Consider the following 22,129-nt stretch of genomic DNA (forward strand, 5'->3'; position numbering starts at 1 on the left):
GTCGAGGAGCCGAGCATGCCGAACCCGCCATCCCGACCGGCCGCGAGTGGACTCGCCGAAGCGCGCAAGGCGGTACTGGCCCTGCGCAACCGGCAGCACACCGCGAGCCACGGCGGCGGCACCCGGATCGAACCCGCCGCGCGGGACCGGCGGTTGCCGTTGTCGTTCGCCCAGCAACGGCTGTGGTTCCTCGACCAGTGGGCACCGGGCCAGCCGGTCTACAACGCGCCGATGGTGCTGCGGCTGAAGGCCGACCTGGACGTGGACGCGCTGCAACGCGCGCTCACCGAGGTCGTGATCCGGCACGAGGTGCTGCGCACGCGCTACCCGAGCGAGAACGGCGTGCCGTACCAGGAGGTCGAGCCCGCTCCCGACCGGATCCCGTTGCCGGTCACCGACATCGCCGCCGCCGACGTGGACTCGTTCGTCGACGGCCTCGTGCGGGCGCCGTTCGACCTGAGCAGCGGGCCGGTGCTCAGGCCCGCGCTGGGCCGGGTGAGCGCCACCGAGTACGTCCTGGTGCTGGCCATGCACCACATCGCCACCGACGGCTGGTCCGTCGAGATCATGCTGCGCGAGCTGATCACGAGCTACCAGCGGGCGATCGGCGCGCCCGTCGACGCCGTCCCGCTGGCCGTGCAGTTCGCCGACTACGCCGTCTGGCAGCGCGACTGGCTGGCCGGCGAGGCGCCGCAGGACCAGTTGCGGTACTGGCGGGAGCAGCTGCGCGACCTGCCCGCGCTCGACCTGCCGACCGACCGGCCGCGGCCCGCGCAACGCACGCAGGCGGGGTCGATCGAGGAGGTCATGCTGCCGGGCCCGCTCGCGGAGAAGCTGTCGGCGTTCGCCATCGCCGAACGGGCCACCGTGCTGACGGTCGCGCTCGCCGCGTTCAACCTGGTGCTGTCGCGCTACAGCGGCCAGGACGACATCGTGGTGGGCTCGATCTTCTCCGGCCGCACCCGGCCCGAGATCGAGCCGCTGATCGGGTTCTTCGCCAACACCCTGGTGCTGCGCACGTCCACCGCGGGCAACCCGACGTTCCGCGAGCTGGTGGCGCGCACGGGAAAGACCGTGATCGACGCGCACCTCAACCAAGACCTGCCCTTCGGCCGGCTGGTCGACGAGCTGAGCCCCGAGCGCGACCCGAGCCGCAACCCGCTGTTCCAGGTGTCGTTCACCCTGCAGCACGCGTCCGTGGAGTCCGCGACGGTCGGCGACCTGACCGCCGAGGTGTACTCGCCCGACATCGGCACCGCCCGCTTCGACCTGGCGTTCCAGGTCACCCAGGTGGCCGGGAGCGGCCTGCGGCTGTGGGCGGAGTACTCCACGGAGCTGTTCGACGCCGCACGCGTCCGCCGGCTGTTCGCGCACTACCAGCGCGTGCTCGAACTGGTGCTCGACAACCCCGAGACGCGGCTGGGGCAGCTGAGGCTGCTCACGGACGCCGAGTACGACGCGGTGGTGGTCGAGGCCAACCGGACGGAGCGGTCGTACGGGCCTGAGGAACGGTGCCTGCACCACCTGTTCGAGTCCGTTGTGGACAGAGCACCGACCGCCGTCGCCAGCCGGTTCGCGGGTGCGTCGCTGACGTACGGGGAGCTCGACCGGCGGGCCAACCAGCTCGCCCGGCACCTGTCCGCGCTCGGGGTGGGACCGGAGTCGGTGGTCGGCGTGCTGCTGGAGCGCGGCCCCGCGCTACCGACGGCGTTCCTGGGTGTGCTGAAGGCGGGCGGTGCCTACCTGCCGTTGGACCCCGACCACCCCGTCGCCCGGCGCGAACTGGTGCTCGGCGACGCCGGTGCGGCGGTGGTCGTCACGACCGCGGACCTCGCCGGGGGCGTGCCGGAGGGCGTGCGGGCGGTGTGCCTGGACGACCCGGCGATCACGGCGCTGGACGACTCGCGGCCGGATGTTCATGTGCACCAGGACAACCTCGCGTACGTGATCTTCACCTCCGGCTCCACGGGACGGCCGAAGGGCGTGCAGGTCTCCCACCGGTCGATCGCGGGCTTCACCCCCGCCGTGATCGAGCTGTTCGGCCTGGACGTCGGCGACCGCGTGCTGCAGTTCGCCAACCCGGCGTTCGACGTGAGCCTCTTCGACTTCTTCGGCGCGTTGTGCAGTGGCGCGACACTCGTGCAGGCACCCCGCGCTGACCTCCTGGACCCGGTGCGGCTGACCGAGCTGATGCGGTCCGAGCGGGTCACCGTCACCGACCTGCCACCGGCCGTGCTGCGGCTGCTCGACCCGGCCGCCCTGCCGGACCTGCGGGCGTTGTTCGTCGGCCTGGAGTCGTTCCCCGGCGAGCTCGTCAACGCCTGGAACACCGGAAACCGGATGTTCCACAACGGCTACGGCCCCACCGAGGCGACCGTGGCGTGCGTCGACTACCTGTGCCCGCACGAGCACCACGACGAGATGCCGCCGATCGGCGTGCCGATGGCGAACTACCAGGCGTACGTCGTCGACCGTTTCGGCGAGCCGGTGCCGGTCGGCGTGCCGGGTGAGCTGCTGATCGGCGGTGTGGGGGTGGCGCGCGGGTACGCGGGCCGGCCGGACCTGACCGCGGAGAAGTTCGTGCCGGACCCGTTCGGCGCGCCCGGCGGCCGGTTGTACCGCACGGGCGACCTGGTCCGCCGCCGCGCGGACGGCAACATCGAGTTCGTCGGCCGGATCGACAACCAGGTCAAGATCCGCGGCCTGCGGGTCGAACCTGCCGAGATCGAGCACGCCGTCCTGGCGCTGCGCCAGATCGAGGACGCGGCCGTGGTGGTGTCCGGCAGCGGCAGCGACGCCCAGCTCGTGGCGTACGTCGAGGCCGCGCCCGGCGCGGTGGTCGACACGGCGGCGTTGCGGACCGAGCTGAGCGAGTCGCTCCCGGTCTACCTGGTGCCGTCGACGTTCGTCGTGCTGCCGTCGTTGCCCCGTGCGGCGAGCGGCAAGCTCGACCGCAACCAGCTGCCCAAGCCGGGTGCGGCGCACGAGCCGGTGGCGTCTCCGCCCACGACGGCGACGGAGATCGCCCTCGCCGGGATCTGGCAGGAGCTGCTCGGCGCCGAGTCGGTCACGGTGCAGGACAACTTCTTCGCGATCGGCGGCACCTCGCTGAAGGTCACCCAGGTCGCCACCCGGATCCAGGAGCGCTTCGGCGTGCAGCTGGAGCTGCGTGACCTCTTCCTGCACGCCACGCTCGGCGGCCTCGCGTCGCTGGTGGAGGAACGGGAGCTGGCGGCCGTCTCCCCGGACGAGCTGGCCGCCCTGCTGGACGCCGTCGACGGGCGGTCGTCGTGAACTTCCGGGAGGAGATCCGCGCCTTCTTCGCCTCGCGACGCGTCCAGGACACGGTCGCCGAGATCCGCGCCCTGCCGCCCGAGGCGGAAACCGGCCGGCTGGCGGTCTACTCCTGGCTGGGCGACCGCGGCTGGCTCGCCCCGCACTGGCCGGAGCGCTACGGCGGCCTCGGCCTCGGTCCCGCCGAGGCGGCGGCGCTCACCGAGGAGATGCTGTACGCGGGCGTCCCGGACGACCTGCACACGCTGAGCATCGGCATCGTGGGCACGTTCCTGCTGCACAGCGGAACGGAGGCGCAGAGGCGGGAGCACCTGCCCGCGCTGGCGAGCGGGGACCGGATGGCCACGGTGCTGTTCACCGAGCCCACGTGCGGCTCCGACCTGGCCGCCCTGCGCACCGAGGCGCGGCAGGACGGTTCCGGCTGGCGCCTGTACGGCACGAAGATCTACAACCAGAAGTCGCAGTTCGCCGACATGGCCCTGTGCGCGGCACGCACCCGTTCCAGCGGTGTCGGGATGGACGGCATCACGCTGTTCCTCGTTCCCCTCGACTCCGCGGGCGTGCACGTGTCCACCGTTGGGTCGATGGGCAACGACCGGTTCACCCAGGTGGTCATCGACGGTCTGCTGCTCACCGAGGACGCCGTGGTCGGCGCGGTGCACGACGGCTGGACGCTGATGAACTCGTTGCTGCTGCTGGAACGCACCGGCATCGACTTCCACGCCAAGGCACGCGTGCTGCTGGACACCGTCATCCGGCGCGCCCGGGCCACCGGCCGCCTGTCGCCGGAGCTGGCCGAGCTCGACGCGCGGCTGGCCGCCGCACACGCGCTGGCGTGGCAGCAGGTGCACAACCTCGCGGCGGACCGGCCCTCACCCGGCGGCTCGGCCATGGCCAAGTGGTACGCCTCCGAGCACTTCCGCCCGATCCTGCGGGCCGCGGCGGAGGTCGACGGGCTGGACTCCGTGCTCACCTCCTGGGACGCCGAGGCACCCGCGGACGGGATCGTCGAGTCGGCCTACCGGACCGGGCCGAGCCTGCGCCTCGCCTCCGGCACCTCCGAAGTCATGCTGTACCTCATCGCGACCGGCGAACTGGGACTGCTGTGATGCTGACCGAGCTGTTCGACGACGACACGATCCCGCTGCTGCGCAGGCTGGGCGAACGGCCACGGGGTGGCGGCGAGCCGGCCGACGAGGAGACCCGGCGGCAGGTGCTGGCCGCACTCGTGGACTCCGGCCGGTCCCCGGCGGAGGTGCTGCGGGCCGCGGAGCTGATGGGCGCCGCGCTGTACCAGAGCCCGTTCCTGGACACCGTGGCGGCAGCGGAGATCTTCCCCGCCTCCCCCGGCCGCACGACCGGCCTGGCGTTGCGGGAGAAGGGCACCGACAACCCCGCGCACCCCGCACCCGTCCTCGTCCGGGACGGCCGGGTCACGGCCGTGCGGAGGTTCGTCGCCTTCGCACCCGACGTGGACGACCTGCTCGTCGTCGGCGGCAACGTGGCCGCGCTGGTCGCCGTCGGGCAGCCCGGCGTGCGGATCCGCCGGCAGGACGACGTCGGGCGCGGCGACCTGTACACCGTCGAGATCGAGAACGCGGTGGCACAGGTGCGGGACGTCACGGCCGACTACCCGGCGGTGCTGGCCCGAGCCCGGATGCGGCACGCCGCGTACCTGGTCGGCGCGGCGCAGGCGGCGCTCCGGCTGACCGCGGCGCACCTGAGGGAACGCAGGGTCTTCGGTGAACCGCTGGCCAGGTCCACGGCACTGGCGTACCGGCTGGCGGCGCTGCACGCCGAAGCCGAGGCCGTGCGCGCCCTGATCGGCACGGAGCCGAGCCCGAAGACGGCGGCGCAGGCCGTGTTGCTCGCCGGTGCGGTCGCCCGGCAGAGCGCGGAGGAGGCGGTGCACCTGCACGGCGCCCGCGGCATGACCGAGCACAGCGACGCCCAGCTGTTCTACCGGCGGGCCGCGGTCGACGCCCAGTGGTACGGAACCGCGGCCGACCTGCGTGCCGAACTGCTCACGGCACTAGGCGCTTAGCGGCGAGCAGCCGGTAGAAGGGCTCGTGGTGCTCGCTGAACGCCGCGAGCGCCGCGTTGTTGTCCACCGTGTCCGCGTACGCCGTGGACGTGGCGGTGAACCCGGTGCTCTCGCTGACCGCGGTGTGCCAGCGCGCGGACCGCGCCCATTCTGACCGGTCCCCGGAGGACCACGTGGTCGCCGAGGGGCGGTAGGCGATCCCCACGCGGTCGCAGTACTCCCGGAGCACCTCGGCCGGCGCGGTGACCAGGTCGGCGGCGTCGAGCACCACGGGCGTCCGCCCGCCCGCGTCGAGCACGGCCTGGTGGAGCTCGTACAGGCCCTCGATGCCGATGTCCGAGCACACCATGTCCGGCTTGAGCGCGTAGAACGACGCCGCGATCTCGTCAGGGCGGCGGATCAGGAACGTGTGCCTCGCCTCGGCCAGGAACCGGCGGTCGGCGAGCACCGCGTCGTAGCGCAGGTCCGTGGTGTCCTTGAAGAACACCGTGCGGGTCGCCGACTCCTCCCGCAGCGCCGCGATCAGGTCCGTGTGGGTGCGCACCTCGCGGGAGCCGACGGTCGTGGAGCCGTAGTCGGAGATGTTGCAGAACGGCTCGTGCAGGGCGAGGAGCCCGTCGTGCTCGACCATCGAGCGGAAGAGCGCGGTCGACCGGGATCGCGGGGCCGCCCACAAGGCGATGATCATGTCGCTCCTTACCTGGGGTGCTCACGGTCTCCCAGGCCGCGCGGGCGGGATAAGTCAGGTATGTCCCCGACTTGAGGGTGCCGCTTTCCGGCCGCGATTCTCGGGGTCGATCGTCGGAGGGCGGCCGCATGCGACTTGAGTCCACAGTAGACGAGCGGGCGGCACCGGCACCGCGCCAGCGGGTGCCGCGGGCCGGTCGCGGCGACGGCCGGCTGCCCTGTTCACCGGCGCAGGAACGGCTGTGGTTCCTCGAACAGGTGGACCCCGGCTCACCGGCGCACGTGGTCCCGATCGCGGTGCGGTTCACCGGCGAGCTCGACGTCCCCGTGCTGAGCCGGTGCCTGGACGAGCTCGTGCGGCGCCACGAGGTGTTGCGCACCAACGTCGTCGAGCGGGCCGGCACCCCGTGCCAGGTGGTGAGCCCACCGGCGCCCGTGCCGTTGCCGGTGCGGGACATCAGGGACGCGCCCGACGTCGAGCGGGCGGTCCTGCGCGAGGCCGCCACCGCGTTCGACCTGGCGACGGCCCCGGTGTTGCGCGCGAGCCTGCTGCGCGTCGACGACCGCGCCCACGTGCTGCTGCTGAGCGTGCACCACGTCGCGTGCGACGACTGGTCGGCCGGTGTGGTCCGCACGGAGCTGGCGGCGTTGTACGAGGCGTTCCGCTGTGGCCGGCCGTCCCCGTTGCCGGAGCTGCCGGTGCAGTACGGCGACGTCGCGGTGTGGCAGCGCGCCCGGCTCGACAGCGGCGAGCTGGACGCGCAGCGGGAGCACTGGCGGACGGCGCTGGCCGGTGCGGGTGAGCTGCTGCTGCCGGCGGACAACTCCCGTTCCGCGGCAAGGACTTCCCGCGGTGACACCATGGCGTTCCGGTTGTCGCCGGACCTCGTCGCGTCCGTCGGCGGTGTGGCGGCCGGGGCCGGGACGACCCGGTTCGTGGTGCTGCTGGCCGCGTTCGCGGCCGTGCTGTCGCGGTGGAGCGGCCAGGACGACGTGGTGATCGGCTCCCCCGTCACCGGCCGGTGCGCGACCGGGACCGAGCCGGTGATCGGGCACCTCGTCAACCTCCTGCCGCTGCGCCTGGACCTGTCCGGCGACCCGGCGTTCGCCGAGCTGGTCGCCGCGGCACGCGAGGCGCACGTCGCGGCGCTCGCGAACCAGGACTACCCGTTCGACCTGATGGTCACCGACGTCGGCGCGGACCGCACCGACGGCCTGGCGCCGCTGGTCCGGGTGGCGCTGGCGGTGCGCGACGCACCGCCAGCGCCCGTGAGGTCCGGTGGGCTGGTGGTCGAGGAGGTGCCGGTCCGGTCGGTGTCCACGAAGCTCGACCTGGCACTGGACCTCGTGACTGCCGAGGACGGCGGCATCGACGGGCACCTGGAGTTCAGCGCGGACCTGTTCACCCGCGACACCGCGGCCCGGATGGCCGACGCGTTCGTCTGGCTGCTGCGGCACGCCGTGGCCCGGCCGGACGAGGCCGTGTCGGCGCTGCCGTTGATCGCGCAGCCCGAGAGCACCCGGATCACCGGCGAGCTCAGCGGCCACAGCTCCACCGTGCCGTTCGAGGGCCCGCTGACCGTCCACGGGCTGTTCGAGCGGTGGGCCGACCGGACTCCGGACGCCACCGCCGTCGTGTTCGGGCAGCACGCGCTCACCTACGCCGAGCTGGACGCACGCGCCAACCAGGTCGCGCACCGGCTGCGCGAGCTGGGAGTGGGGTCCGAGCAGCTCGTCGGGGTGTCGCTGCCGCGGTCGGAGCTGATGGTCGTCGCGGTGCTCGGCATCCTCAAGGCGGGCGCGGGATACCTGCCCCTCGACCCCGGCTACCCGCGGTCGAGGGTGGCGCACATGGTGCAGGACGCGGACGCGTCCGTGATCCTCACGCACTCCTCGGTCGACACCGAGGCGTTCGGCGACGCCGTCCGGGTCGTCCGCCTGGACACCGAGTGGCCCGCCGAGCAGCCCGTCTCCCGGCCGGACCTGCCCGTGCACGGCGCCGGCCTCGCCTACGTGGTCTACACGTCGGGGTCGACCGGCCAGCCCAAGGGCTCGGCCAACGAGCACGCCCGCGTGGTCAACACGCTGCACGGGGTCGACAACGTCTACGACCTCACGCCGGAAGACCGCGTGCTGGCGGTCTCGTCGCTGAACTACGACATGTCGGTCTACGAGGTCTTCGGCACGCTCGCGGCGGGCGCGACCGTCGTCGTGCCCAGCGACGCCGAGACCGCGGACCTCGACCGGCTGCTGACCCTGCTGGTCCGCCAGGAGGTCACGGCGTGGAGCTCGGCGCCGGCCCTGCTGGACGCGCTCGTCGGTCACGTCCGCCGGCGCGGCGGCAGGCCCGGTGTGCGGCTGCGCGTGGTGGGGCTGGGCGGCGACCGGATGCCGCCCACGCTGCCCCGGCAGCTCGCGGAGCTGTTCCCCGGCATCCGGCTGCTGAACCTGGCCGGCATGACCGAGACGTCGTACTGCAGCCTCGCCCACCGCCTGACGCGCCGCACCTACGCCGGTGGCGTGCCGTGGGGCAGGCCGTTCGCCAACCACCGCATCTACGTCCTCGACCGGCACGGCCGGCCCGCACCCGTGGGTGTGCCGGGTGAGCTGTTCATCGGCGGATCGGGGCCGGGCCGCGGCTACTGGCGGCGGCCGGGGCTGACGGCGGACCGGTTCAGGCCCGACCCGTACAGCACGGAGCCGGGCGGCCGGATGTACGCCACCGGCGACCGCGCGCGGTTCCTGGCCAACGGGGACGTCGAGTTCCTCGGCCGGCTCGACCAGCAGATCAAGATCCGCGGGTTCCTGGTCGAGCCCGGTGAGGTCGAGGCCGAGCTGGCGACGCACCCGGCGGTGCGCGAACCGGTGGTGATCGCGTTCGACGACGGTCAGGGCGAACGCAGGCTGGCCGCCTACGTGACGCTGCGCGGCAAGCACCGCCCGTCCACCGCCGAGCTGCGCGGGTACCTGGCCGCGCTGCTGCCCGACCACATGGTGCCGTCGGTGTACGTGGTGCTCGACCGGCTGCCCCTGTTGCCCAGCGGGAAGCTCGACAGGGCCGCGCTGCCCGCACCGGCCGTGGCCGGGCTCGCCGCGGAGACCACCGCGACGGCTCCCGACGACGGGGGGCGGCGGTGAGCCGGGGAGATCACCGACTGTCCAGGACACCGCGGGACCGGCAACGTCTGCAGATCAGGATTGGGGAGGTGTCGTGGAATCGTTCACCGCGGACCGGGGACCGGTGCGGCAGCCCGGCACCACCGGTGTCGTCGCCGGCCGGCCCGACCTGAGCACCACGGGAGGCCCCCGGTGACCGACACGTACGTCTTCCCGGCGTCCTTCGGCCAGGAACGGCTGTGGATGCTGCACGAGATGGGCGCGGGCAGCGCCTACCACGTCAGCGGCGCGCTGCGGCTGACCGGCGAGCTCGACGCCGACTGCCTGCGGCAGGCGCTGCAGCTGCTGGTCGACCGGCACGAGGCGCTGCGCACCGGTGTCGAGATCGGTGAGGGCGGCGCGGTCACGCAGGTCGCGATCTCCGAGCTGACCGTCCCGTTCACCACCGGTGACACGGCGGAGGCCGGGCTCGACGACGCGATCCGCGCCGTCGTCGAGCCCCCGTTCACCCTGTCGGCCCCCCCGCTGCTGCGGGCGCGGCTGCTGCGGATCACCGACGCCCCGGAGCCGCAGTGGGTGCTCGTGCTGTGCGTGCACCACATCGTGGTCGACGGCTGGTCGCTGGGCATCCTCGTGGCCGAGCTGGGCGCCGCGTACTCGTCGCTGGTGGGCGGCACACCGCCGCGGTGGCCGGAACCGGAGATGCAGTACGCGGACTTCGCGATGTGGCAACGGGACTTCCTCACCGGTGACGAGGTCGCCGGTCAGCTCGAGTTCTGGCGGACCACCCTGTCCGGAGCGACCGCGCTCGACCTGGTGACCGACCACCCGCGTGGCGCGGCCACCGGCTACCGGGGCGGCACGGTCCGGGCGGTCCTGCCGGACGTCCTGGTGAAACGGCTGGCCACGGCCGCGCAGGCCGAGAACGCCACCGAGTTCATGGTGTTCGTGACCGCGTGGTCGGTGGTGCTGTCGCGGTGGAGCGGCCAGGACGACCTCGTCATCGGCACGCCGGTCGCCGGCCGGCCCAGCGACGAGCTCGACGGTGTGGTCGGGTTCTTCGTCAACACGGTGCCGTTGCGACTGCGGCTCGACCCGCACGAGACGCTCCGGCAGGCGCTGGGGCGGTGCCGTTCGGTCTGCCTGGCCGCGCTGGCCCACCAGGACGTGCCGTTCGAGTGGATCAGCCAGGAGCGGGGCGACGGCCCGAAGATCCCGCAGACCCTCCTGGCGCTGCAGAACACCCCGAGCGGCAGCCTCAGCCTCCCCGGCGTGCAGGTGCAGCCGGTCGAGGTGCACAGCGGCGGAGCGCAGTTCGACGTCGGCCTGTACCTCGCCCCCGGCGACGACTGTCTGGCCGCGGAGCTGACGTACTCCACCGGCCTGTTCGAGGAAGCCTCCGCACGGCGCGTGCTGGACGCGTTCGTGACCGTGCTGACCGAGTTCACCGACCACCTGGACGCTCCACTGTGGACTATTCCGGTGCTGTCCGCCGCCGAACGCGACCAGGTCGTGGCCATGTCCGGCTCGACCGAGCTCACCGAACCGCTGCCGTCGATCACGGAGTGGTTCGGGCAGGCCGCCGGGCGCGCACCGGACGCGGTCGCGGTGGTCGCGGACGCCACCGGCGATTCGGTGACCTACCGCGAGCTCGACACCCGCGCCGCGGAGGTGGCGTCGTGGTTGCGGGCCAACGGTGTCCAGGTGGGCGACTGCGTCGGTGTGTGCCTCGAACGCGGCGTCGACCTCGCTGTCGCGGTGCTGGCGGTGCTGAAGGCGGGCGGTGCGTACCTGCCGCTGGACCCGGACCACCCCGATGGACGGCTGGCGGCCGTGTTGTCCGTCGGCCGGCCGGGCATCGTGCTCACCTCGGCCACGACCCGCGCCCGCATCACCGGCGGCCCCCGTGTCGCGGACATCGGTGAGGTGACCGGCGAACCGGTTGCGCCGGTGGAGGTTCCCGGCGACAGCGCGTCCTACGTGGTCTTCACGTCCGGCTCGACGGGCGAGCCGAAGGGGGCCGTCAACACCGTCGCCGGCCTGGCCAACCGGCTGCGCGCGGCGCAGGCGCGGATCCCGCTCGGCGCGGCGGACGTCGTCGCGCAGAAGACGCCGATCGGTTTCGACGTGGCCGTGCCCGAGATCCTCGGGCCGCTGCTCGCGGGCGCGCGGCTGGTGTTCGCCGCACCGGCCGGTCATCGCGATCCCCGGTACCTCGGGGAGTTCTTCGCCCGGCACGGCGTCACCCAGACGCACTTCGTGCCGTCCATGCTGCGCCAGTTCCTCGACCAGGGCGTCACGGGCGCGGACGTGCCTCAGCTCAGGCGCGTGCTGTGCAGCGGTGAGGAGCTGCCGGCCAGGCTGGCGGCGGACTTCCTGGCCGCGTTCCCGGGCGTCGAGCTGCACAACATGTACGGCCCGGCCGAAGCCGCGGTCGAGGTGACGCACTGCCGCGTCGAGCCGTCCATGACCGGCCGCCGGATCCCGATCGGCGACCCGCTGCCCGGCGTCCGGCTGCTGCTGCTCGACGCGCACGGACAGCCCGTGCCCGTCGGCGTCCCCGGCGAGCTGCACATCGCGGGCGTGCAGACCGCGCGCGCCTACCTCGGCCGGGCGCGGGCGACGGCGGCCGCGTTCCTCCCGCACGAGAACGGCACGCGTGTCTACAGGACTGGCGACCGGGCCTACTGGAACTCGCACGGGCAGCTGACCTTCCTCGGCCGCACCGACCACCAGGTCAAGATCCGCGGCCAGCGCGTCGAACCGGCGGAGATCGCGAGCACGATGCGCTCGCACCCCGCCGTCACCGACGCGGTCGTGGTCGTGCGGCCGGACCACCACGGCACCCCGCGCCTCATCGGCTACCTCGTGGCGGACGGTGACGTGGCACTGGACGAGCTGAGGCGCCACCTCGCCGATCGGCTGCCCGCCGCCATGGTGCCTGGCCGGTTCGTGACCGTGCCGTCGTTCCCGGTGAACGCCAACGGAAAGGTCGACCAGGCCGCGCTGCCGCTGCCACCGGCGGACCTGGCGGAGTCGGTCCGCGTGCCACCCAGGACTCCCGTGGAGACGCTGCTGGTGAAGCTGTGGGCCGACGTGCTCGGGGTACCGGAGGTCGGCATCCGGGACGACTTCTACGAGCTCGGGGGCGACTCGCTGCGCGCGGTGAACCTGTTACAGCGCACCCGTGAGCTCGGCTTGGACTTCCCCCTGCAGGTCCTGCTGGGCCGGCACACCATCGAGGAGCTCGCCGAGCTGGCCCCGGAAGGGCGGGGCTGATGACACGCACCTCCCCCGCCGCAACGGTGTCCGACAGCACGGCGGTCGACCTGCTGCACCGGATGGTCGCGATCCCGTCGGTGTCCGGCCAGGAGCACGAACTGGCCCGGTTCGTCGTGAGCGCCATGACCGAGCTGGGTTTCGACGCACACGTCGACGACGTCGGCAACGCCATCGGCGTGATCGGCCCCGCCGGTGCCCCCACGATCATGCTCCTCGGCCACCTGGACACGGTGCCCGGCGGGCCACCGGTCCGGCTGGAGGGCGACAAGCTGTACGGCCGTGGTTCCGTGGACGCGAAGGGCCCGCTCGCAACCATGATCGTCGCCGCTGCACGGGCCAGAGCGGCGGGTGCGCGGATCGTGGTCGTTGGCGCCGTCGACGAGGAACGCGACTCCGTCGGCGCGCACTACATCGCGGTCACCCAGCACGCGGACGCCGTGGTGATCGGCGAACCGAGTGGCGTGGGCACGATCGTCGTCGGCTACAAGGGCGTGCTGCGGTTCACCTACAGCGTCGACCGGCCGCAGGCGCACACCAGCTCGCCGGAACCCAACGCGAGCGAGGTCGCCGCGGCGTTCTGGGAGTCGCTGCGGTCGCGGTACGCGGTGGACGGCGGCCGGGTCTTCGACCAGCTGTCCCCCACCCTCGTCAGCACGAGCGGCGACCTCGTCCGGGCCGACCTCGTCATCTCCTGCCGGACACCGCTGAACTTCGACACCGCCGCGTTCCTCGCCGACGTGCGTCAGCTCGCCGGCGACGCACAGCTCCGGGTGCTCGAAACCACGCCCGCGATCCGCAGGTCCCGCGCCGATCCGGTGGCCAGGGCGCTGGCCGCCGCGGTGCGGGAGCACACCGGCGACGCCGAGTTCAAGCTGAAGCTCGGCACGTCCGACATGAACGTCCTGGGCCCGGCGTGGCAGGTGCCGATCGCCACGTACGGACCCGGTGACCCGCACCTGGACCACACGCCCACCGAGCACGTCGACCTGCCCGAGTACCTGCTGGCGGTGGCGATCCTGACCGACGCCGTCGACCGGCTCGCCACCGAACTGATGTCACCGAGCTGACCAGGGGATGACCTGATGGACCTGCCTGTCGCCGTTCTGGCATCGCGCATCCGTCTCGAGGAGAAGCTGATCCTCGCAGAGCTGGCCCGGCGCGGGGTGCCGGTCGAAGTGATCGACACCCGCCGGGTGCTGTTCGAGGTGCAAGCACCGAAACCGGGCTACGCGGGCGTCATCAGCCGCGAGATCTCCCACACCCGCAACGTCTACGCGGCCCGGTTGCTGGAGCACTCCGGACTGACCGTGGTGAACAGCGCCGACGTCGTCGCGCTGTGCGGTGACAAGCTGCTCACCACCCTCACCCTGCACGCCGCCGGGCTGCCGGTGCCGCGTGCGGCCGTGAGCCTGTCGCCGGAGCACGCGCTGGAGCACCTGGAGAGCTTCGGGTTCCCGCTGGTGTCCAAGCCGGTGAACGGGTCGTGGGGGCACCTGGCCGCACGGCCCACCGACCGCAACTCCGCCGAGATCATGCTGGAGCACCGCAGCGCGCTGCCCAGCCCGCAGCACCAGGTCGTGTACGTGCAGGAGTACGTCGACAAACCCGGCCGCGACATCAAGGCCTACGTCATGGGCGGCGAGGTCGTCGGCGTCATCTACAAGATGTCCAGCGAGTGGCGCACGAACACCGCCCGCGGCGGGACGACGAAGCGCTGCGACCCGGACGAGGAGCTCACCAAGCTCCTGCGGGCGACCGCCGACGCGGTGGGTGACGGCATCCTCGGCATCGACGTGCTGGAGTCCGAGCACGACGGCTACCTCGTCAACGAGGTCAACCACACGCCGGAGTTCCACGGCGCCCTCGAAGTGCTGTCGGTCGACCTGGTCGGAGCCTACGTGGACTTCGTGGCCCGCAAGCTCGGCCTCGGTGCCGCGGCATGAGCGACAAGCTGGCGATGTTCGGCGGCACCAGGGTGATCGGGAAGGGCAGCGTCCCGCCCGAGCAGATCCGGTGGCCGGTGATCACGGACGCCGAACACGAGGCCACCCGGCGGGTGCTGGACAGCGGGCAGTTCACGTCCAACAGCACCGGCGGCGGCGAGGTGGCCGCGCTGGAGGCGGAATGGGCCGAGTTCGTGGGTGCCCCGCACTGCGCGGCGGTGGTCAACGGGACAGCGGCCATCGAGCTGGCCCTCGCCGCGGCCGGGATCGAGCCGGGCGCGGAGGTCCTGGTGCCCGCGCTGAGCTTCATCGCCAGCGCGGTGGGCGCCGTGCAGCGGATGCTCGTACCGGTGTTCGTCGACATCGACCCGGTCACGTACAACATGTCACCGGAGGCGGCCGCGGCGGCGATCACGCCACGCACCCGCGCGATCCTCGTGGTGCACCTGCACGGCCTGCCCGCGGACATGACCGCGCTGCGGGCGCTGGCCGACCGGCACGACCTGCTGCTGGTCGAGGACGCCGCCCAGTCGCACGGCGCCACCTACCAGGGCCGGCGCACGGGCACGCTCGGCGACATCGCCACGTTCAGCCTCAACGTGGTCAAGAACCTGCCCACGTGCGGTGAGGGCGGTCTGATCACCACGGCCGATCCCGACCTGCACCACAACGTCGTGCTGCGCCGGCAGTTCGGCGAGGACCTGCGGGGCGGCCGGGAACGGGACTACGTCTCGCGCGTGCTGGCCGGGAACGCGAAGCTCAGCGCCATCCAGGCGGCGTTCACCCGCGCGCAGCTCGCGCGCCTGCCGGAGTACGACGCGGCCAGGAAGCGCAACGTCGAGGCGATGCTCGCCGCACTGGCCGAGCTGCCGGGACTCGTGCTGCCGGAGGTGCCCGCCGACCGAACCCACGCCTGGCACATCCTGCGGTTCCGCTTCGACCCGGCGGCGATGGGACATCCGGACGTCCGCCCCGGTGCGCTGCGGGCGATCCTGCACCGCGCACTGCGCGCCGAGGGCGTCCCGGTCCAGCCCTACCAGCTGGTTCCGCTGCCCATGCAGGAGGCCTTCCGCACCCGCGCCGGGTTCGGCGGGTACCCGTGGAAGCTCGGCGGGGACGTCCGGGACGGGGAGTACCCGGAGACCACGGCGGTCATCGAGTCGTCGCTGACGCTGCAACGCTGGCACCTCAACCCGAACAGCGGCCCGGTGCTGCTGCGGTGCGCCGAGGCGGTCCGCAAGGTGTGGGACCACCTGGACACGCTGATCCCGATCGCCCGTTCCGCGGATCACCAGTCGAAGGCGGCCGTATGACCACCCCACTCGCCGCCAAGGCGCTGCACAACCGGGAGCAGATCCTGCGGATGGGCTCCTCGCCGTCCGGCACGCACGTCGGCGGCAGCCTTTCCTGCGTCGACGTGCTCACCGTGCTGTACAACGAGGTCCTCACCCTGCGGCCGGACGAGCCGGACTGGCCGGAGCGGGACCGGTTCATCCTCAGCAAGGGCCACGCCAGCGCGGCCCTCTACGCCGTGCTGGCCTCCGCCGGTTTCCTGCCCGAGTCCGAACTGGACACCTACGCCGCCACCGGCGGCCGGCTCGCGGGCCACCCGCTGCGCCGCCTGCCGGGGGTCGAGTTCCCCAGCGGTTCGCTGGGGCACGGGTTGTCCCTCGGCGCGGGCATCGCGCTGGCCGCCAAACGGGCGGGGCACGCGTACCGGGCGTTCGTCCTGATGGGCGACGGCGAACTGCAGGAGGGCTCGGTGTGGGAGGCGGCCCAGTTCGCCCCCGCGGCGGGCTTGGACAACCTGGTGGCCGTCGTGGACCGCAACGGCTGGCAGATCACCGGCCGCACCGAGGACCTGGGCCTCGAACCGCTCGCCGACCGGTGGCGCAGCTTCGGCTGGACCGCGGTCGAGGTGGACGGCCACGACCTCGACGCGCTGCGCGAGGTGTTCACGTCGCTGGAACCGGGCCGTCCCACGGCGGTCATCGCGCGCACGGTCAAGGGCAAGGGCGTGCCGCTGTTCGAGGACAAGAAGAAGAGCCACCACGTCACGTTGACGCCGGCCCTGCTCACCAGGGCGCAGGCGGGTCTGCGGGCGAGGGCGAGGAGGACACCGTGAGCGTCGAGACCGCACCCGGCGTGCTGGTGCCCACCCGCGAGGTCTACCGCCGGGTCCTCGGTGAGCTGGCCGAGCGGGATCCGCGGGTGTTCTGCGTCGACTCCGACATGGGCGGGCTGGAGACCGGTTTCGGTGAGCGGTTCCCCGAGCGGTACACCAACGTCGGCATCGCCGAGGCGAACATGATGGGCGTCAGCGCCGGCCTGGCCTCCGCGGGATTCCTGCCGTACGCCAACACCATCAGCACCTTCGCCGCGTGCCGCGCGTGCGAGCAGATGAAGATCGACGTCGCGGGCAACAACCTGCCGGTGCGGATCGTCGTCACGCACGCCGGGTTCTCCGCGGGCCACTACGGCCCCACGCACCACGCGCTGGAGGACATCGCCATCGCCCGCACCATGCCGAACATGACGGTCGTCGTGCCCTCGGACTCGGTGTCGACCGAGGCCGCGGTGTGGGCCACCGCGGACCTGCCCGGCCCGCTGTTCCTGCGGCTGGGCAGGGCGGCCACCCCGCTCGTGCACGAGTCGGCCACCGACTTCGTCCTCGGGAAGGCAACCAGGCTGCGCGACGGCGACGACGTGACGATCATCGCCACCGGGCCGTACCCGGCCGTGATGGCGCTACAGGCACACGATCTGCTCGCCACAGCGGGCATCCGCGCACGGGTGCTGGACATGCACACCGTCAAGCCCATCGACCGGGACGCGATCGTGGCGGCGGCCGAGCAGACCGGCGGCATCGTCACCGTCGAGGACCACGTGCTGGCGGGCGGGATGAGCAGCGCGGTCTGCGAGGTGCTCGCCGAGACCGTGCCGTGCCGGGTCCGGCGCGTCGGCGTCCCGACGTCGTTCCTCGACCTGGTCGGCGACGAGCTGGAACTGCTGGCCGCCGCCGGGGTGAGCCCGGACGCCGTCGTCGCGGCGGCGCGGGACCTGCTGTAGGGGACTCTCCGGACTACTTCGGGGCAGTGCACTGACCACATGATCGGCTGGACACCAGAGGAGAAGCCATGACCACCGCGACGGCGTGCCCCGAGTGTGAAGGCGCGATCGAGATCACGAACTCGTTGACGCAGAACGAGATCGTGGAGTGCCCCGACTGCATGGTCGAGCTGGAGGTGGTCACCGCCGAGCCGCTGGTGCTGGCGCTGGCTCCCGAGATGGACGAGGACTGGGGCGAGTAGGTGGCGCCGATCTCCGCCGGCGTCGTCGGCGCGGCCGGGTACATCGGCGGTGAGCTGCTCCGGCTGCTCACCGGTCATCCGGAGGTCGAGGTGACGCGGGCGTACTCCGCGAGCCAGCAGGGCAAGCGGGTGGACAGCCTGCACCCCAACCTGCGCGGCCACACCTCGCTGACCTTCACGCACCCGGACGACCTCGGCTCCCACGACGTGCTGTTCGTCGCCGTGTCGCACGGGAAGGCGGCCGAGCTGATCCAGGCCGTCGGCCCGGCGGCACCGCTCGTCATCGACCTCACCGCGGACTTCCGGCTGAGGGACCCCGCGGTCTACGAGACCTACTACGACTCGGCGCACCCGGCCGCGGACCTGCTGGCCGGGTTCACCCCGGGACTGCCGGAACGCCACCGGGACGCGCTGCGGACCGCGTCGCGGATCAGCGTGCCGGGGTGCATGGCCAACGCGGCGATCCTGGCGCTGGCGCCGTTGGCCGGGCTGGTTGACCCGGACGTCACCATCGACGCCAAGATCGGCTCCAGCGGTTCCGGCGCGACCGCGACCGGGATGAACCTGCACTCCGAGCGCAGCGGGGCGATGCGCGTCTTCGCGCCGGTCCGGCACCGGCACGAGGCCGAGGTCGGGCAGGAGACCGGCCTGCGGGCGCGGATGACGGCGACCGGCGTCGAGGCGGTGCGCGGGGCCCAGGTCCTGTGCCACGCCACGGCGAGCGGTGTCACCGAGAACGACCTGCGCCGCGCCTACCGCGCCGCCTACCAGGACGAACCGTTCGTGCGGATCGTGGCGCAGCGGCGTGGCCTGTACCGGCTGCCCGAACCGAAGATCCTGGCGGGCACCAACTTCTGCGACGTCGGGTTCGCCGTGGACGGCGACCGCGTGCTGGCCGTCGCGGCGCTGGACAACCTCGGCAAGGGCGGCGCGGGCAACGCCGTGCAGTGCCTGAACATCCGCATGGGCTGGCCCGAGCGCACCGGACTCGGCTTCGTCGGGCTGCACCCGATCTGACACAGGCAGGAGAGGTATGGACGGGGTGCTCGTGGTCAAGGTCGGCGGGGCGGCCGGCGTCGACGCCACCGGGGTCTGCGCCGACGTGGCGGCCTTGGTCCACGCCGGCCGGCGGGTCGTGCTGGTGCACGGCGGCTCGGCGACGGTCAACTCCCTCGCGGACCGGCTCGGCGTGCCACAACGCCATCTCACGTCCGCCAGCGGCGTCACCACCCGCCACACCGACGCGGGCACCCTGGAGGTGCTGCAGTTGGCGCTGCTCGGCCAGGTCCGCCCGGCGGTGCTCGGTGCGCTGGGCGAGCGCGGCGTCCGCGCGGTCGGCCTGTCCGGCCTGGACGCCGGTCTGCTGCGGGCCGAACGCCGCACCGCGATCCGCGCCCTGGTGGACGGCAAACGGGTCCTGGTCCGCGACGACCACAGTGGACGGATCACGTCCGTGGCCGGAACCCTGCTCGACCTGTTGCTGGACAACGGTGTCACACCGGTCATCTCACCGCCCGCGATCGCCGAGGACGGCCGTCCGGTGAACGTCAACGCCGACCGGGTGGCCGCCGCGGTGGCTGCCGAGCTCAAGGCGGACACGCTGGTGTTCCTCACCGCCGCACCCGGTCTGCTCCGTGATCCGGGCGATCCCGCGTCGCTGCTGAGCACGTGCGCGCTCACCGGCGACAGCGCGGCCACCGTGACCGGCGGCATGTCGGTGAAGCTGATCGGCGCGCGTGAGGCCCTGCAAAGTGGTGTCCGGACGGTGCTCATCGCCGACGGCAGGGCGGACTCGCCCGTGAGCCGGGCGCTCGACGGCGCCGGCACCCGCATCACCCTCGCTTAGAACACTGTCGTCCTCCGGCCGGCGGTGGTCGCCGGCCGGAGGACAACAGGACTACGCGATCCGGCGCATGGTGCCGGTCATGGCCGCGACCTCCGAGCGTGACGAGACCTCCAGCTTGTCGAAGATCCGGCGCAGATAGGTCTCCACCGTCTTGTGGCTCAGCGTCAACGCCCGCGCGATCTGCTGGTTGGTCCGTCCCCTCGCCACCAGCTCCGCCACCTGGTTCTCGCGCACGCTCAACAGGCTCAGCCGCTCCACGACGACCTTCTCCAGGTCCTCGGACTCGGCTTCCCCGGCATCGCACGCGGGCGCTCCGCCCAGCCGCAGCACGGCGAGCAACACCCAGTGCGACCGAGCGGACAGCACGGCGACTGCCGCACGCAGCAGCTGCCGTGCCGGTTTCTGCTCGGTCACCGACTCCAGGCACGCCACGGCCAGCAGGGTGAGCCCCAGCTGGTCGGCCGGATCTCGCCGCGAGAGCAGCTCGTCCTCCAGCGCGTACCAGAAGCGTGCCTCGTCGGCCTGGCCCACCGCCGCACCGAGTCCGGCCAGCACCGCGCACAACGAACCCGACAACGCCGTGCCACCGCTCGTGATCACATGCCGGACCTCGGCGCACAGCCGTTTCGTGCGCACCGCCAGCCCGGCCGACCCGGTCGAGGCCGCGAGCGCGCTGGCGTCCTCGGCGTGTTCCACCGCCGGTTCCAGCGCACCGTCGCGCAGGTGCGCCGTGGCCAGGCCCAGGTTGAGCCGGCCCAGGACGTGGACCTGCTGGTGCCGCTCGGCGAGCTCCAGGCCGCGGGTGAACTGGAACAGCGCCTGCTCGGTGCGTCCTGACCAGATGTTCGCCCAGCCCAGCCAGTCGAACGCCTCACACGTCGAAGCGATGTCGTCACCCGGTTGGTCCAGCGCCTCGGCCGTGCGGTCGGCCACCGCCGCCGCCTCGGTGCCCCGGCCCAGCGTGGCGAGCATCGCGCTGTGCACGGCCGACGCCCGGAGATCGTCTTGCGCCAGCGCCGCGACGGTGTCCAGCAGGCCGGCCACGTCACCGCCGCTGTCCAGTGCGATCTCGGCGAGGGCGAGCGGCACCTCGACGTGCCGGACGGCCGTGCGCACCACCTCCGCCGCGTCGTCGAACCTGCCGAGCAGGCGCAGCACCCGGACGTGGGACTCGGCCAGGCCGGTGAGCATCTCCGGATCCAGCTCGTCGTGGTGCCGCCACGCCAGCCGGTGGTCGGGAAGGCTCTCGGCCAGCCGCCCGGAGAGTGCGGTGGCCCTCGCGAGCCGGGTGACCAGTTCCCCGCGGTGCAGGTCGTGCCGCTCCAGCAACGCCCGCAGCCAGCGCGACACCGCGCCGGGCATGCGGTCACCGGTGCTCCTGACCGCGGCCAGCAGGGTCTCCGCGTCCCGCTCGGTCGCCGGTTTCCCGGACCGTTCGAGGTGGTGCGCCTGCTCGGCGAGGGGTGCGCCACGTTTCCAGAGCGCCTCGTACGCCCTGGCGTGAGCGCCGATCCGCCACCCGCCGCCCGCGTGCTGGTAGCAGATCGCCCTGACCACCCCGTCGCGGAAGCCGAGCCGGTTGTCCCTGGTGCGCACCAGGTCCTGCGCGATCAGTTCGTCCAACCCGGCCAGCGCGCGGTCGTGTTCGAGCTCCGCGACCTCCGCCACCAGCGCCGGGTCGATCGTGTCACCGACGACGGCGGCGGCCTGGGCGAACAGCCGCCCGGCCGGTCCCAGCGCCCGCAGGTCCATGCCCACGGCCGCCGCGACCGGGTGGGGCGACGGGATGTCGTCGATGACCGCCGTGTCGTCGTGCGCACCGGCGGCCAGCGCGCTCAGCAGACCGGGTTGCCCACCGCTGAGCCGGTGCAGCAGCCTGCGCCGCCCCGGCCGCGTGGTGGCGGGGAGCAGCCGCGCCGAGTCGGCCAGGCCCAGCGGTCCCAGCTCGACCCGCCGCGCCGTGCCGGTCTCGGCCGCCGTGCCCAGCGCGCTGACCAGGTCCACCGGCGTCTGCCGGGGACGGTGGGTCAGCAGCAGCAGCACCGGTGCGGCCAGCGGGCGGCGCACCAGGTTGAGGATCATCTCGATGGAGCTCTGCTGCGCGTTGTGCACGTCGTCGAGCAGCAGCACGAGGGGTTTCTCCTCGCTGAGCTTCCCGAGCAACGCGCGGATGCCCTGACAGGCCCAGTAACGCCGTTCCTGCGGCTGTGTCCGGGTCGCTCCTGACGCGTGCAGGACCGGGAACATCTCGGGCAGCCGCAGTGCCACCCGCGGGTCCATCCCGGACAGAAGACCGGTACCGCCCGCGGCGAGGAGGTCGTCGAGGGCGTCGGCGAACACCGCGAACTCCGTCATCAGCGGTTTGCCCACGGTCTCGCCGTGCGCCACCAGGGCGCCGGCGCGTTCGGCCCGCTCCCGCAGAGCGGCCAGCAGGCGGGTCTTGCCCATACCGGGTTCACCGGCCAGTTCCAGCACCCTGGCGGAGCTCCCGCCGAGGGTTCCCAGCAGGTGGTCGAACAGCTCGAGCTCCCGCGTTCTGCCCCTCAAGACCGACTGCCCGGTCAACTCTCCCGGCCTGCCAAGCCCGCCCCCGAGCATTGACGGC

The 22,129-nt window shown here is 72.8% G+C and carries 15 protein-coding genes; 13 read left to right on the top strand and 2 right to left on the bottom strand.

Features of this window, described 5'->3' with window-relative positions; all coding sequences use genetic code 11:
- Positions 1-15 precede the first annotated feature (15 nt).
- The 3 genes from ADL03_RS40775 to ADL03_RS40785 are packed head-to-tail and all read left to right on the top strand — an operon-like array spanning position 16 to position 5,338.
- Positions 16-3,294 (top strand): non-ribosomal peptide synthetase, encoded by a 3,279-nt coding sequence (locus ADL03_RS40775; protein WP_053739009.1) that lies wholly within the window; start codon positions 16-18, stop codon positions 3,292-3,294.
- Positions 3,291-4,403 (top strand): acyl-CoA dehydrogenase family protein, encoded by a 1,113-nt coding sequence (locus ADL03_RS40780; RefSeq protein WP_053739010.1) that lies wholly within the window; start codon positions 3,291-3,293, stop codon positions 4,401-4,403. The genes ADL03_RS40775 and ADL03_RS40780 overlap by 4 nt, the downstream gene beginning before the upstream one ends.
- Entirely contained in the window at positions 4,403-5,338 is a 936-nt protein-coding gene (locus ADL03_RS40785; RefSeq protein WP_157529707.1) for an acyl-CoA dehydrogenase family protein, read from the top strand. Before ADL03_RS40780 ends, ADL03_RS40785 begins: the two co-directional genes overlap by 1 nt.
- Here ADL03_RS40785 and ADL03_RS40790 read toward each other — a convergent pair.
- Positions 5,319-6,026 (bottom strand): hypothetical protein, encoded by a 708-nt coding sequence (locus tag ADL03_RS40790; RefSeq protein ID WP_053739012.1) that lies wholly within the window; start codon positions 6,024-6,026, stop codon positions 5,319-5,321. The genes ADL03_RS40785 and ADL03_RS40790 overlap by 20 nt on opposite strands.
- Positions 6,027-6,154: 128 nt before the next feature.
- Here ADL03_RS40790 and ADL03_RS40795 point away from each other — a divergent pair, with 128 nt between their 5' ends.
- From ADL03_RS40795 to ADL03_RS40840, 10 genes are all read left to right on the top strand, one after another.
- Complete coding sequence (locus tag ADL03_RS40795; protein WP_082373928.1) at positions 6,155-9,163, top strand: amino acid adenylation domain-containing protein; 3,009 nt, start codon at positions 6,155-6,157, stop codon at positions 9,161-9,163.
- Positions 9,164-9,334: 171 nt separating this feature from the next.
- Positions 9,335-12,421: a non-ribosomal peptide synthetase gene (locus ADL03_RS40800; RefSeq protein WP_053739014.1), complete on the top strand. Its 3,087-nt coding sequence runs from the start codon at positions 9,335-9,337 to the stop codon at positions 12,419-12,421.
- Complete coding sequence (locus ADL03_RS40805) at positions 12,421-13,491, top strand: [LysW]-lysine hydrolase (protein WP_053739015.1); 1,071 nt, start codon at positions 12,421-12,423, stop codon at positions 13,489-13,491. Before ADL03_RS40800 ends, ADL03_RS40805 begins: the two co-directional genes overlap by 1 nt.
- Before the next feature lie 15 nt (positions 13,492-13,506).
- Positions 13,507-14,367: a lysine biosynthesis protein LysX gene (lysX, locus tag ADL03_RS40810; protein WP_157529708.1), complete on the top strand. Its 861-nt coding sequence runs from the start codon at positions 13,507-13,509 to the stop codon at positions 14,365-14,367.
- On the top strand, positions 14,364-15,680 hold the full coding sequence (locus ADL03_RS40815; protein ID WP_082373930.1) for a DegT/DnrJ/EryC1/StrS aminotransferase family protein: 1,317 nt from the start codon (positions 14,364-14,366) through the stop codon (positions 15,678-15,680). The genes lysX and ADL03_RS40815 overlap by 4 nt, the downstream gene beginning before the upstream one ends.
- A complete protein-coding gene (locus ADL03_RS40820; RefSeq protein ID WP_053739016.1) occupies positions 15,677-16,492 on the top strand; it encodes a transketolase in 816 nt (271 codons plus the stop codon). The genes ADL03_RS40815 and ADL03_RS40820 overlap by 4 nt, the downstream gene beginning before the upstream one ends.
- Positions 16,489-17,436 carry a transketolase family protein gene (locus ADL03_RS40825; protein ID WP_053739017.1) on the top strand — a complete coding sequence of 316 codons (948 nt, stop codon included), beginning with the start codon at positions 16,489-16,491 and terminating at the stop codon, positions 17,434-17,436. The genes ADL03_RS40820 and ADL03_RS40825 overlap by 4 nt, the downstream gene beginning before the upstream one ends.
- Positions 17,437-17,504: 68 nt before the next feature.
- Entirely contained in the window at positions 17,505-17,678 is a 174-nt protein-coding gene (gene lysW, locus ADL03_RS40830; RefSeq protein ID WP_053739018.1) for a lysine biosynthesis protein LysW, read from the top strand.
- Entirely contained in the window at positions 17,679-18,695 is a 1,017-nt protein-coding gene (gene argC / locus ADL03_RS40835) for an N-acetyl-gamma-glutamyl-phosphate reductase (RefSeq protein ID WP_231642823.1), read from the top strand.
- A gap of 16 nt (positions 18,696-18,711) precedes the next feature.
- Positions 18,712-19,524, top strand: a complete 813-nt coding sequence (locus ADL03_RS40840) for a [LysW]-aminoadipate kinase (protein ID WP_053739019.1) — start codon at positions 18,712-18,714, stop codon at positions 19,522-19,524.
- A gap of 51 nt (positions 19,525-19,575) precedes the next feature.
- On the opposite strand, the gene ADL03_RS40845 is transcribed toward ADL03_RS40840, so the two are convergent.
- A complete protein-coding gene (locus ADL03_RS40845) occupies positions 19,576-22,071 on the bottom strand; it encodes a LuxR family transcriptional regulator (RefSeq protein WP_053739020.1) in 2,496 nt (831 codons plus the stop codon).
- Positions 22,072-22,129 lie beyond the last annotated feature (58 nt).

It is taken from the genome of Nocardia sp. NRRL S-836, assembly GCF_001279525.1.
Classification (GTDB): domain Bacteria; phylum Actinomycetota; class Actinomycetes; order Mycobacteriales; family Pseudonocardiaceae; genus Lentzea.